Genomic DNA, 13207 nt, shown 5'->3' with positions numbered 1-13207 from the left:
ACGCCACGGTAACGACGCGACCTGAGTCATCCTGTGCGACCTCGGCCGGTAGCGCAAGACCATTCACCGAATCTGCCCCGGTTTTTTTGTCGCCTTGACGAACCGAAACCCCAACAACAGAACGGTTTCCCGCTCCGCAGTGGCTCGTTTGAGGGTGGCCCGACACGGGTAGTCACACGTCCGAAACAGCCCGGTTTCCACCCTCCGACCCCCGTCGGGCGTGTCATCTGGGCGATTGACTCGTTGATGAAACACGGGCACCGCCGTCCGGATGTCGGATTCGTGGCGGCGGCCGGCGGATGAGGCGACGGATGTGATGGGGGCATGGCGGTGATCCGAGTAGCTCTCGCCCATCGCGGCACGTTGGTGCGTGGTGCACTGGCCGCGGTGCTGGCAAGGGAGAACGATCTGGACGTGGTGGCCGAGCTCGACCGCTCGGAGGACGTCCTGCACGTGGCCGGGCGACGGCCGCACGTCGTACTGCTCGACCCACAACTGCCTGGGCGGATCCGAATCGAGGACCTGTGCCGGAAGCTGACCGGCCCCGGCGTACTCGTCCTGATCGATCACGAGGCGATCGCCGCGACCAGCCTGGCCCTGGTGAAGCAGGCTCCGCGGATCGGCCTGATCGCGACGGATGCGACGACGGACCAGCTGGTGCAGGCGGTTCGCGATGTGGCGAAGGGCTTGCCGGTGGTCGACGTACGCCTTGCAGTGGCCGCGTTGAAGGCGGGCGACAATCCGTTGACGGATCGCGAGTGCGAGGTGCTGCGGCAAGTCACCACTGGTGCCACCGCGCAGGAGATTGCCCGCACCCTCAGCCTGAGCGCCGGCACGGTGCGCAACTATCTGTCCCGCATCCTCGCCAAGACCGGCGCGCGCAGCCGCATCGAAGCGATCCGGAAGGCTCAGGACGCCGGCTGGATCTGACGCCGCTGATCGGTCGTCGGGGTCCAGTGACCGTGGAGTTCGCGGTATTGGCGGGACGTTCGCATGAGCATGGCGTGCGTACCGATGGTCGCCTTGTTGCCGTCCAGGACCAGGATGCGCCGCGCACGCAGGGCTGAGCTGATCCGGTGTGCGATCACGATCAGCGTGCCGCCCCGCTTGGCGAAGGCTTCCTCGGCCCGTCGTTCCGCCTCCGGATCCAGGAAGCAAGTCGCCTCATCGAGTACGACGAGGGGCGCCGGCGACAGGTACGCGCGGACGAGTGCGATCAACTGGCGCTCGCCGGCCGACAACTCACCCGGCTTCACGTCCGCGGCCAATCCGCCGATCCGCTCGATCAACCCGCCCGCGCCGATCGCCTCGACGGCCTCTTCGACTTCCAGTATCGTTGCATCAGGCAACAAGTAGATCAGGTTGTCCAGCACGGACCCGCTGAACACGTACGCCTCCTGCGGGATCAGCACCCGCGTCGCCGCCAACCGCTCCGTCGTCAGGTCAATCGGCGGTACGTCGCCCAGCAGCAACCGACCGCGGGTCGGTTTGAGCATCCCGCAGACCAGCCCGGCCAAGGTCGACTTGCCGATCCCGCTCGGCCCGACCACCGCGAGGTGCTCGCCCTCGGCCACCGTCAGCTCGAGGTTGTCGAGCACCGGCTCGGCGTTGGGCCCGTACGCGAAGGTCAACGCGCGCATCCGCACCTGATACCCCTGCACCACGTCGATCCGCCGCGGTCGCTCGACCGGCGCCGACGTGTCCAGGATCCGCCCGAGCGTGATCACGTACCGCAGACCGCTGTCGCCCAACGCACTCAGCACCGTGTTGAGCGCAGGCTGCAAACCGATCAGCACATACGTCAGCCCGCCGAGCAGCGTGCCGGTGCTCACCCCACGCCCGACCAGCCACGGCCCGATCGCCAGCAGGATCAGTAGCGGCAACCAGCCACCGACCGCGAAACACAGTGTCCTGAGGGCGGCCACCTTGGCCAGTGCGCGCTCCGCCGTCGCGTGCGCCTCGATCGGCTCGCCGACCAGCTGCTCGGCGTACTCCTGGGTGCCGCTCGCCGTGATGTCCCGTACGCCGCCGAACACCATCCCCGCCGAGGACGCCAGATCCTCGTCGGCCTTCAACGACGCCCGGACCCGATCCGCAGCCATCCCCAAGACCGCCAGGGACAACGCGAACCCGATCAGGAACGGCGGTACGACGAACGCCGCGACCACCGGCGCCAGCGACAACAGGCCGGCCAGTACGCCGAACAATGTGACCGCGAAACTGCGGATCACCAGGACGAGGCCGGCGAACGTGTCCCGGACGATCTCGACCTGCCGGTTCAGCCGGGCCACGGCACTGTCGTCACCCGTGCGCAGTGCGCCGGCGACAACCCGTCGTACCAGATCATCCCGAACCGGCTCGACCAGATCGCCGAGCCGGCCGTAGACCTGCTTCGCGCCGGCTGATCCCAGGCCGGCGGCCGCGACCAGACCGCCGAGCCACGCGATCCCTTGCCAGGCGTGGCCGGCGAGGAAGTTGTCCGTCGCCCGCGCGACCGCGATGCCGTACACCGCGGTCGGCAGAATCTCCGGAATCGACCACGCGAGCAGTTTCAGGCTCGACCGGTTCCGGAGTGCGCTGGCGCCGTACGAGAGTTCGCGTCTCAACCGAAGACCTCGCGGTAGGAGGAGTTCTGCCAGAGGTCTGCGTGCTGTGCGACAGCGCGGACCTGACCGTGGTCGAGCCAGACGACGAGGTCGGCCCGGGCCGCGGTTGCGGGACGGTGGGTGATGATGAGCCGGGTGCGGTGGTGCCGGTCCTCGGTCAGCGTGCGGCTGATCTGCAGTTCGGTCGCCGTGTCGAGGCTCGAGGTCGCGTCGTCCAGCACCAGCAGTCGGTTCGCCGACCAGGCCCGCGCCAGCCCGAGCCGTTGCCGCTCACCACCGGACATCGGTGCCTTGCGCAACGACGTGAAGTACCCGTCCGGCAGCCGGCTGACGAAGTCGTGCGCATGCGTCGCACGCGCGGCCGCCAACGTACGCACCGGGCTGACGGCCCTCGGCTCGATCGCCTCTCCGATCGTCCGTCCGACCAGTTGTGGGCGCTCGAATGCGCACCCGACCGCACTGCGCAACGCCCGCCGGCTGACAGCCTGCAGTGGTACGCCGTCCAGCGAGACCTGACCGATCGACGGGTCACGCAGCCGCGCGGCAACCGCAGCAAATATCGACTTGCCAGCGCCGGTCGGACCGACGACAGCCACCGTCGCACCACCGGGCAGGTCGAGAGTCACGTTGTCCAGCAGGACATTCCCGCCCGCGACCACGCTGACACTGTCGAACGTGAGCTGCCCGGGGCCGGTCGGGATCGGCAAGGTCCCGTACCCGATGGTCTCCGTCGACAACACGTCGGCCGCCCTGTGCACACCGGCGCGCGCTCGGGCGATCTCTCCGATCACGCCGGTCAGATTGCCCAGGCCGGCGCCGAGTACCGCGTACTGGGAAGCGGCGAACAGCTCGCCGGCAGTGATCTGACCGGCCACGAGTTGGAGACCGCCGACGGCCAGTACGGCGACCAGCACGAGCGGACCCACGACCGCCGCCTGCGCGCCGGAGCGGGCCAGGATGCGCCAGGTCACGACACCCTGCTTGTGGAGCTCGGGCAGCAGACGGAGGATGCGTCGTTCCTCGCGGGACGTCGTACCGGCGGCTGCAATGGTCCGGATGCCGGTGAGCGACTCGGACAGGAGCGAGGCGATACGGCCCTGGGTCTCCTGGTACGCGAGGCTGACGTCGGCAGTACGCCGGGCGAAAGTCCAGAGGACCGCGATCACCAGCAGCACGCCGCCGAAGAAGGCGGCGGCGAGCCAGGGATCGATCACGGCCAGCAGGACGAGGCTTCCGGCGGGCGGTGCGACGGCGGCGATCGCGGTGACGGTTGCCGGGCCGGCTTGCGCGGCGTCCGTGGCGTTCGCGGAGACGCGGGTGACGAGGTCGCCGGTCTCGAAGCCGCGAGTGCCTTCCGGCCCACCGTGGACGATCTGCTTGACCAGGCGGTGCCGCAGCCAGGCGGTGGTCTCGGCGACGCAGGCGGCGCCGGCGAAGGCGTCGATCAGGCTGGCGACGACACCTAGCGCGATGAGGCCTGCGGCGGCCATCAGCCATTGCGTGTAGCCGGTGCCGGCGACGATCGAGTCGACCGAATGGCCGAGGATCGTTGGCAGCGCGAGTGTTACCCCGCTGCCGATCAGGGCGTTGAACCCGATGAGCGGCAACCAGCCCCGGCCGTGCTTGACCACCGATCCGAAGGTGGTCATGAGTCCAGCCCGGTCTGCTCGGCGACGAAGGCCAGCATGTCGGCCGCCAAGCTGATGCCCTTGCCGGCTGAGGCGGTCGCGTGACCTGAATCCGGGTCGAATCTAAGGAGCACCGGGCGCTGACTGGCGGTCGCGTGCTGAAGCGAGGCGGCGAGTTTCCTTGCATGCAAGGGATCTACGCGGGTGTCGTTGCCGAACAGCGTGAACAGAACGGCCGGATACTTCACGCCTTCGGTCACCCGGTGGTACGGCGAGTACGACAGCAGGTTCTCGAACTGCTGGGGATCCTTCGCGGACCCGAACTCCGGCACCCAGCGCTCGCCCAGCCCGGACAACTCGTAGCGGACCATGTCTGTCAACGGCGCTGAGCAGACGGCGGCGGCGAACAGCTCGGGGCGTTGGGTCAGTGCGGCAGCGACGAGCAGGCCGCCGTTCGACTCGCCACACAACGCAAGCTGCTCGGCGGTGGTCCAGCCCTCCGCGATCAGGTGCTCGGCCGCGGCGATGAAGTCGTCGAAGACCTTCTGCTTCCGGTCGAGGATGCCGGCTCGGTGGGCCGCGCCGTCGCCTCGGACGTTTGCCGTCACGAAGACGCCGCCGGCCTCGACCCACGCGAGGGTGAAGGCCGAGTACGTCGGGGACAGCGACTGGCCGAAACCGCCGTACCCGTAGAGAATCGTCGGCCGCGGACCGTGGTGACCCGGCTTCATGATCGCTTGCAGTTCGAGTTCGGTGCCGTCCGGCGCCGTGCACGTGAGTCGGTGGGACTCGGCCTCCGCTTTCGCGCCCGGTGCTTGCGACCAGAGCGTCGTACGGCCGATCGTGTCGTCGTAGCAGTAGACGGCCGACGGAGTGATGCTGTCGGTGTAACTGAACCAGGCTTGATGTCCGCCGCCCGGGCGAGCGGTCAAGGAGCCGATCGAGCCGACGCCGGGCAGGTCGACGTCGCCGATCCGATTGCCGGTGGCGCGGTCGTGGACGGCGATCTCGCTGGTCGTGCTGACGAGCATTACGTCGTCGAGGATCGCGAGGCCGGTCAGCGGGGCGTCCGGGCTGATGAACTCGTGCCAGACAAGTGGATTAGCGGGATCGCCGATGCAGATCCGGCCGGTCGGGGCGTCCTTTGTGGTGACGACGTACAGGCGGCCATCCGGGCCGACCGACATCACGGTGAGCGCGTCGACGTCTCGCTGGATCGCGGTGGGCGGCTCGTCGGTGCTGAGATCGGCCAGCCAAAGGTCGTTCGCCGTACCGCGGACGGCTGAGATCGTGAGCCAGCGCCCGTCGTTGCTGATCTCCAGCCCGTACGACGCTTCGTCGGCGAGGACCGTGGCGTCCGGCTCGCCGAGGGTGTGGCGTCGTACCTGGCGGAAACGCACGTAGTAGAAGGACTTTCCGTCCGGGAGCCAGGCGATGGGCGAGTAGCGGCAGCCGTCGATCGGGCCGTCCACGAGTCGGCCGGTGGCGACCTCGAGGACCTGAAGGACGGACTGCTCGTCGCCGCCTCGGGAGACCTGGAACGCCACGAGGGCGCCGTCGGGCGATGGTTGCCAGCTGTCCAGGGTGGTGAGGCCGGACGGGTCGAGCTGCATCGGGTCGACGAGGACCGCTTCGTCGACGTACAGGATTGGATGTTGTTGACCGGGGTCGCGGCGGGTGGTGAAGCAGCGGCTGCCGCGCCAGGTTGGGGTCGAGAGGGTGCCGACGTTCGAGAGGGACTTCACCCGGGTGCGGAACCGGAACCGGCCGGACAGAGTGGCGGCGTGGTGCAGCCAGAACTCGTCCTGGCTCGCCTGCCACCGCCGCGTCTGTGCGGACGTCGCGTCCTCGAGCCAGCGGTACGGGTCCGCGACGGGGTGGCCGTGCACCTGCTCCACGAGCGGGAGCCGCTCGGCGCATGGATAGGACTGCACGGAGTTCGACAAGTGCGGTGCTCCTTCCGTCAGAAGAACACGGGCCGCCGGGGACGGCCGGTGACCTGGAGCGCACGGGCCGAGCGGGCGAGCGCTGCGGCCCGATTGCCCGACTGCTCTGCTGTTCGGCGGACCGGGCTGAATGCAGGTTCGGCCCTGGGTGGGTATTGCCGCCCACCCAGGGCCTTCAGAACCTGGTTGCCCAGGGACCGATCAGTGGCAGAGCAGAAGGCTCAGGTTGCTCGGGCGCTGCGAAGCGCAGCCCAGCACGGTCAGCGTGGAACCACCGTGGTGGTGGCCGCCGCCGTAGCCCGGGGTCTCCAGACCCTGAAGGTCGAGAAGTGCCATGTTCTTTTACACCTCCTTCGGTGCAGATCGTCGGGACACAGACTCGGACCACTGGGGAGGTCCGAGGAACGGGAGGGACACCGGCGCGTCGTGCAGCGCGGTTCCCAGGGCCAGCAGCACGCCGGCCGATCCGGTCGCCAGGTCCATCGACAGACGGAGCAACTGGTTGCCGGGGAACGCGAGGCCGCCTTCGTACGGCATCGCGTGCCAACCGAGCCCGTACACCACGTCGTCGACCGTCGCCTGCTCCTCGCCGAGTGAGGCGGCGGTCAGGAGCAGACCGGCGCGACCCATGAACAGGCCGGGCTGGACGTAGTAGGAGCAGTGCGTCACGCGTTGGAGCTCGCTGAGGATGGTCGCGAGCTCTTCGGACGGACGGTGGCGCAGGTACCGCTCGAGGACGAGCGCGACACCGGCCGAACCTTCTTCGAGATAAGGCAGCGTCCGCCAACCCTGGTTCACCTGAAGCATTCCGTCGGGCGTTGTCGTGCATCTCTTGAGGTCTTGCCTGATGGCGATCTCCGCCAGATCCAGCAACCCGGTGTCGCCCAGTTGCTCGAACGCTTCCAGGAACAACAGCGCCGGTCCCGACGAGCCATACATCAGTCCGGCCCGCGCGTGCTGACCGCCACTGATCTCCGGTACGTCGGTGACGTCGCCGAGCCGGTCAGCGACCAGATCGAGCACCCGCACTGCCTTGGCTCGAAGGGCCGGCTCGGTGTCGAAGTGCAGGAGGTTCAGGCCGATGCCGGCGAGTCCGGAATGCAGGCCGAGCTCGCGGGAGCTCCAATCGTCGGCGAGAGTGCGGTCGACCAGGTCCAACGCGTCCTGGCGGTAGCCGAGCTCGTCGAGGACATGCGCTACACCGGCCAGGCCGTCGTACAGGCCAGGCCCGGTCTCGGTGTCCAGGATCCGCTTACGCAACCAGTCGTCGTACTCCGGGAAACGGCCGGCACCGGTCTTCGCGAGTGCGTACAGGACCCCCGCGGCCCCGGTCGCGATGTCGATGCCGCCGCCGGCGCGGAACTGGGCGATGTCGCCGGGGAACAGTCGGTCGGTCCGCTCGGGCGTCGCGCTGGCAACGATGGCTCTCGTGAGTGCCGCGCGTACGTCGGTCCACGCGGCCTTGCCGGGTAGCGCGACATTCTTGAAGTCGTCCGTCGGGTCAGGACAGATGGTCCTGACCGCTTCGTCGATCGTTGCCCTAGGCACCGGGAAGGTCTCGGTGATCATGTCGGCGAGCTGGAATGCCTTACCCGGACGGAGATTGAGCAGGATCGTTGCCTGCGGCGCGAAGACACCGAGCGCGACGCACGCCAGCGCGTACCGGTCGACGTCGACGCCCTGACGATCCGGCGGCGCCGCATAGCCCGGGTGAGCGAGCGTCGACCGCGCCTTGTCCTCGGCGCGGGTCGCGACCTCGAAGTCGATCAGGGTCAGCCGGCCGTTGCCGTCGAGCAGGACGTTGTCCGGATGCAGATCGCAGAACACGACTCCGCGACCGTGCAGCTGCCCGACCGCGTCCTCGACCTTGGCGACCATCTCGGTGGCCCAGGCGGCGTACTCGGCCTTCTCGGCGTCGGTCGCATCCGGGTGGGTCAAGGGATAGCGCCGTACCAGCTCTCGCTGCAAGGACACCGAATCGATGTGCTCCTGCACGAGGAAGTGGTGCTCACCGAGCTGCAGATAGTCATGCGTCCTCGGCACGACGTCCAGGCCGTCGAGCTGCTCGAGGATGTCGCGTTCGTGGCTGACCCGGGCGACCGCATCACGGCCGGCCATGTCGAGACCGGCGTGCGGACGGCCCTCCTTGAGGACAACGCGTTCGCCGGTCTCGTTGTGGTGGCCGAGGTACACCCCGCCGCCGTTGGAGAACTGGATGACGCCGTCGATCGTGTACGCGAGCTCGTTGGTGGTGACCGCGTTGCGAGCCTCTAGATGCGGCTGGAGGAACGCCGGCAGCGTGACCCACGGCGGCACCGAGAACGTCGGACTGCGATGGTCCGGGACCAGCCGGCCCTGGTCGTCCTGGACGGCGAGCACGCGCTCGCCGGTGGGCGACAGGCAGTACCTGCTGACGAAGGCGCCGTACCGCACGAACAGCGGTCCCTCTGAATAGCGGAGGTCGCTGAGAATGTAGGGCCCTTCGACGCCCTGCAGGATGTCGTCGAGCTCCTTGAGGACCAGCTCCAGCTGCGCCTCGACCGCCGGGTAGATCGTCACCAGCTTGCCGCTCGAACCACGCGGCGCGGACTTCGAGTTGACCATCACCAGCACGGGCTCGTTGCGCAGGAACTTGAACGCGATCCCGCGCGGGACGCAGTACTCCCACACCGCCTCGAGCGTCCGCTCGACATCGGCGAGCCGGGCACTGACATGGATCTTCCAGCCCTGCGGCGGTAGGTGGAGGTCGGCCGGCGCGTAGTGCATCCACGTCTCGCCGGGCACATGCTGCCAGCCGGCTGGCACCTCCCGCGCACACAGCGCGAAGTCAGGGTGCTGGGCACCACGATTGGCCGGCGTCTCGTAGAACGTCCGATCCGCCAGGCAATAGAACTCGTAACTCTCCTGCGCTCCGTCACGCATAACTGTCCGACCCCCCTTCGTGGTGCCCCGCACATCTTGGGCACCCCACCAGGGGTCGTCGTAGTGCACGATGTCATCACTCTGATGTGAAGAACGCACACACTACGAGTGAGTAACTAAACACTCTTCGTAACCTGGATGCCGTTTCTGAGCGTGAGTCAGGCCGTTACAACATGTCAATCCGTCCCGAAGCCATCACAGCCCGTAACTTCCGTCGCGATGGCTCGTGCCGAGGTTTGGCTAGTGTCGGCATGTGACCGCTGACGGCAAGGCAACGCTCTGGAAGATCCACGGCGAGCGGGTCATCGACGACACCCGCCACGTACAACTCAGCATCGCCTCCGTCGAACTCCCCGACGGCGTGCAGTTCGAGCAGTACGTCCTGCGAATGAAAGCCGCGATGATGGTCGTCCTCGATGACACGCGAGAGCACGTTCTGATGATGTGGCGGCACCGCTTCATCATCGATCGCTGGGTCTGGGAACTACCCGGCGGCTACGTCGATCCCAACGAAGACCCGGCGGCCACAGCAGCCCGTGAGGTCGAGGAAGAGACCGGCTGGCGCCCGAGGCGTGTGGAGCCGCTGGTCTCGCTGCAGCCTTCTGTCGGTACGACGGACGCCGAGAACCTCCTCTTCGTCTCGCGCGGCGCCGACCACATCGGTGAGCCCGCGGACATCAACGAAGCAGAACGCATCGAGTGGATCCGCCTCGACTCCATCCGCGACCGGATCACCGCCGGCGAAATCATCGGCGCGGCCTCCTTGGTGGGACTACTTCATGTCCTCGCCTTCCGCTGAGAGCCGCCGTACCTGGCTGGAGGTACGCCGACAGTTGGTCGACAACCGCCATCGCCTTGGGATGGAAGCCGCCGGCGAGTACTCCACCGATCGTCGAGTCGCCGGGACTCCACTGCTGGCTCCGACGCATTGGATCCCGGCAGCGCCTCTTGCGCTGACGTCTGTGCGGTTGGAATTCGATCCCGATGTGGCCTTCACCAGGTCCGCCGCTCGTCCTTCCCTGCCGCTTCGTCCGGACGGCAGCCACTACGCGTCGTACGCAGAGACCATCGCGGACCTCGCGCGACCCACTGTCTTCGAGGACCGTCCGACCTATCGCCTGCTCGCCGCGGACCTGGCCGGCCCGCAGCCAGTACTGCGCTTCGGCCGCGGCACCTACTTCGACAGCATCAACACCGGCGAGGCGGCCGCCCACGAGTACACCGCAGGACGTCACGACCTGCGCGCGGCCATCGGCGATCCCTGGGATCCGGCCCGGCGGCCGATCAATGTCGCGATCAGTACCTTGACCATCCGCAGCGACAAGGAGTCGCATTTCTACCTGCACTGGCGTGATCCGGCCAAGGTCGGCCACGCCGGCGGCCTCTACCAGGTGGCGCCGTCCGGCATCTTCCAGCCGAGCGGGGAGGGCAATGAGGCACACGACTTCTCGCTCTGGCGAAACATCGTCCGCGAACTGGCCGAGGAACTACTCGGACAGTCGGAGGATTACGAAACGCGGATCGACTACGACAAGTGGCCGTTCGCCGCGCGCCTTTCAGCAGGTCTGGCCGAAGGATCAGTACGGGCCTACTGCGTCGGACTCGGTGTCGATCCGTTGACCTTCGCGACCGACCTGCTGACGGTCCTGTCGATCGACGCCGACGTCTTCGACGCGCTCTTCGGACAAGTTGTCGATGGCAACGACGAGGGGCGAGTGCTCGCGCCTGAGCCGTTCACCGCCGAGGTGGTCGACGAGTACGTCCACCGAAAGCCGATGCAAGCCGCCGGCGCAGCAATCCTCCAACTCGCGTGGAATCACCAGCTGGGTTGAGCCTGCTCCACGTTCTCGCGTGTCCCACCTGGCGTTTGTTAGTGCTGCGTCAAGGAAGGTTGAGGTCGCAACCCGCCGCCAAGCCGCCGGGGTTCAGCCGGCTGGCGGGGCATCCTGCGTGGCGCCGGGACGGGGTCGCGTACAGATGGACAGGTAGTGTCTGGTAGCCGGTAGTGCAGCTAAACGTGCCTGCGCCCGTGCGTACTGCGTCTCGCAGGTGAACTACCTGTCTATCTGCGCATCGTCGGATGCGTGGCCGCCGCGAGTGGCGACCACAGCAGCCGCCAGGGCGTCCCGTCCGTGCCGGCCGGACCACTGTGTGACCGTTCACGTGCTGCACAGCGGCCCCACATCAGCCAGAAGAGCGGACATCCGTTCCTGGTATTGCGACCGGGGAACAGGGCGGGCTACGACCGCAACGTTTCTTGGAGAGGTACTAGCTCGGGTAGGTGTGGATTTCGGTGGCTTTCAGGGTGGCGTGGAGGGGTTGGCCGGGGGATAGGTGGAGGTCGGCTACCGCGGCGGGGGTGATGTCGGCCAGGAGGGTTTCTGGGCCGGTGGGGGTGGCGGTCAGGCGGACTCGGACTGTGTGGGCGTGTTGCTCTATGCCGGTGACCACAGCGGGCCACGTGTTGCGGGGGCTGCCTGATGGGGGTTCGACGTACAGGCTCACCGCGGTGGGTGGGAAGGCGACGTGGACTGGGCCGAATGCTGGTTCGGCGAGGGTGATGGTGCCGCCTTCGGTCAGGCTGACTGTGGTGCCTGCGGCGGTGCCTCGGTAGAGGTTGAGGCCGACCAGTTGGGCCACGTAGTCCGTCCGGGGGCGTCGGGCTATCTCAGTCGGGCGGCCTTCTTGGACGACGCGGCCGTTCTCCACAATGACCAGGCGGTCTGCGAGGACCATGGCGTCGAGTGGGTCGTGGGTGACGAGCAGTGTGCGACCAGGAAAGCGTTGCAGGTGCTGGCCGAGTTCTGCACGCACGTGGAGCGTCGTACTGGCGTCCAATGCGGCAAGCGGCTCGTCCAGCAGCAACACGTCAGGGCTGGTCGCCAATGCCCGGACCAGGGCTACTCGTTGGGCTTGGCCGCCTGAGAGCGCGCGAGGGCGAGCGCGTGCGTACGACGCCAGTCCGACGGCATCCAGCCACTGCAGCGCGTCGGCACGGGCCGCGTGCTTGTCCACGCCCCGGGCGCGGAGTCCGAAGGCGACGTTCTCCAGTGCGCTGAGGTGGTTGAACAGCAGGTAGTCCTGGAAGACCACGCCGATCGGCCGGCGATCCGGCGTACGGAAGATGCGGGGAGGCTCGTCCCACACCTCCTTGTCCAGTGCGACGCGTCCAGCGCCTACAGGGAGCAGTCCGGCAATCGCACGAAGGGCGGTGGTCTTGCCGGCGCCGTTGGGGCCTAGCAACGCGACGACCTCACCCGGCTCGATGGTCAGGTCCAGTGCGAGGTCGAAGGCTCCGCGAGTCACCCGCACGTCGGCGTACAGAGTCATCGCAGCCCACTGATCCAGCGCTCGCGTAGAGACGCCAGTACGAGGACCGACACGAGCAGCAGCACCAGACTCAGTACGACGGCCACGTCAGGGTCGGTCTCCAACGCCAGGTACACCGCTAGCGGCATGGTCGTCGTACGGCCGGGAAAGTTGCCTGCGAAGGTGATGGTGGCGCCGAACTCACCGAGTGCACGAGCCCAGCACAGTACGGCGCCTGCCACGACACCTGGCGCGATGGACGGCAGGGTGACGCGGCGGAACGTCAGCCAGCGGCCTGCACCGAGTGTCGCGGCGGCTTCCTCGTACCGAGGGTCGGCTGCACGTAATGCACCCTCCACGGAGATCACCAGGAAAGGCATGGCGACGAACGCTTCGGCAACGACCACACCGGCCGTTGTGAAGGGCAGGGAGATGCCGAACCAGAGGTCCAGGTGCTCACCGATCAGTCCGCGTCGTCCGAGGACCAGGAGCAAGGCAACACCGCCGACCACCGGTGGCAGCACCAACGGGACTGTCACAAGGGCCCGGATGAGGCCGCGGCCCGGCACCGACCCCCTAGCGAGCAGCCACGCCAGTGGAATGCCCAACACGATGCAAATGAGAGTCGCGAGCGTTGCGCACAGGAGAGACAGCCGCAACGCCTGCCACACGTCCGCGCTGAACAGGCGGCTCGGCAGCGTTGCCCAAGGTGCCCTGGCCAGCAGACCGATCAGTGGGATGAGCAGGAACGCCAGACCGAGCAGCGCAGGCAGCAGGAGCACGAGGGGCAGTCGCC

The 13207-nt window shown here is 67.7% G+C and carries 10 protein-coding genes; 3 read left to right on the top strand and 7 right to left on the bottom strand.

Annotation, left to right across the window (positions count from 1 at the left end; all coding sequences use genetic code 11):
- The first annotated feature begins 324 nt into the window (after positions 1-324).
- Positions 325-930, top strand: coding sequence for a response regulator transcription factor (locus tag EV652_RS16645; protein WP_132210036.1), 606 nt, complete (start codon positions 325-327; stop codon positions 928-930).
- Here EV652_RS16645 and EV652_RS16640 read toward each other — a convergent pair.
- The 5 genes from EV652_RS16640 to lanKC all read right to left on the bottom strand — a co-directional run bounded on the left by EV652_RS16640 (position 909) and on the right by lanKC (position 9102).
- The gene (locus tag EV652_RS16640) at positions 909-2606 is read right to left on the bottom strand and encodes an ATP-binding cassette domain-containing protein (RefSeq protein ID WP_132210035.1); all 1698 of its coding nucleotides are present in this window, start codon (positions 2604-2606) and stop codon (positions 909-911) included. The two genes, EV652_RS16645 and EV652_RS16640, sit on opposite strands and share 22 nt — an antisense overlap.
- Positions 2603-4255 (bottom strand): ABC transporter ATP-binding protein, encoded by a 1653-nt coding sequence (locus EV652_RS16635; protein ID WP_132210034.1) that lies wholly within the window; start codon positions 4253-4255, stop codon positions 2603-2605. The genes EV652_RS16640 and EV652_RS16635 overlap by 4 nt, the downstream gene beginning before the upstream one ends.
- Positions 4252-6180: a prolyl oligopeptidase family serine peptidase gene (locus tag EV652_RS16630; RefSeq protein WP_132210033.1), complete on the bottom strand. Its 1929-nt coding sequence runs from the start codon at positions 6178-6180 to the stop codon at positions 4252-4254. The genes EV652_RS16635 and EV652_RS16630 overlap by 4 nt, the downstream gene beginning before the upstream one ends.
- A 201-nt stretch (positions 6181-6381) precedes the next feature.
- Positions 6382-6516: a SapB/AmfS family lanthipeptide gene (locus tag EV652_RS16625; RefSeq protein WP_132210032.1), complete on the bottom strand. Its 135-nt coding sequence runs from the start codon at positions 6514-6516 to the stop codon at positions 6382-6384.
- A 6-nt stretch (positions 6517-6522) separates the two neighbouring features.
- Positions 6523-9102 (bottom strand): class III lanthionine synthetase LanKC, encoded by a 2580-nt coding sequence (gene lanKC / locus EV652_RS16620; RefSeq protein ID WP_132210031.1) that lies wholly within the window; start codon positions 9100-9102, stop codon positions 6523-6525.
- Between the two features lie 253 nt (positions 9103-9355).
- Between lanKC and EV652_RS16615 the strand changes: the two genes are divergently transcribed.
- Both EV652_RS16615 and EV652_RS16610 read left to right on the top strand, forming a co-directional pair.
- Entirely contained in the window at positions 9356-9901 is a 546-nt protein-coding gene (locus EV652_RS16615) for an NUDIX hydrolase (protein ID WP_132210030.1), read from the top strand.
- Positions 9882-10934: a transcriptional regulator gene (locus EV652_RS16610; protein ID WP_132210029.1), complete on the top strand. Its 1053-nt coding sequence runs from the start codon at positions 9882-9884 to the stop codon at positions 10932-10934. The genes EV652_RS16615 and EV652_RS16610 overlap by 20 nt, the downstream gene beginning before the upstream one ends.
- A gap of 436 nt (positions 10935-11370) precedes the next feature.
- Here EV652_RS16610 and EV652_RS16605 read toward each other — a convergent pair whose 3' ends face one another.
- Positions 11371-12432: an ABC transporter ATP-binding protein gene (locus EV652_RS16605; protein ID WP_132210028.1), complete on the bottom strand. Its 1062-nt coding sequence runs from the start codon at positions 12430-12432 to the stop codon at positions 11371-11373.
- The gene (gene modB, locus EV652_RS16600; RefSeq protein ID WP_132210241.1) at positions 12429-13202 is read right to left on the bottom strand and encodes a molybdate ABC transporter permease subunit; all 774 of its coding nucleotides are present in this window, start codon (positions 13200-13202) and stop codon (positions 12429-12431) included. The genes EV652_RS16605 and modB overlap by 4 nt, the downstream gene beginning before the upstream one ends.
- Between the last annotated feature and the right edge of the window lie 5 nt (positions 13203-13207).

It is taken from the genome of Kribbella steppae, assembly GCF_004342025.1.
GTDB classification, from domain to species: domain Bacteria; phylum Actinomycetota; class Actinomycetes; order Propionibacteriales; family Kribbellaceae; genus Kribbella; species Kribbella steppae.
This window is presented reverse-complemented; position numbering and strand designations above follow the sequence as displayed.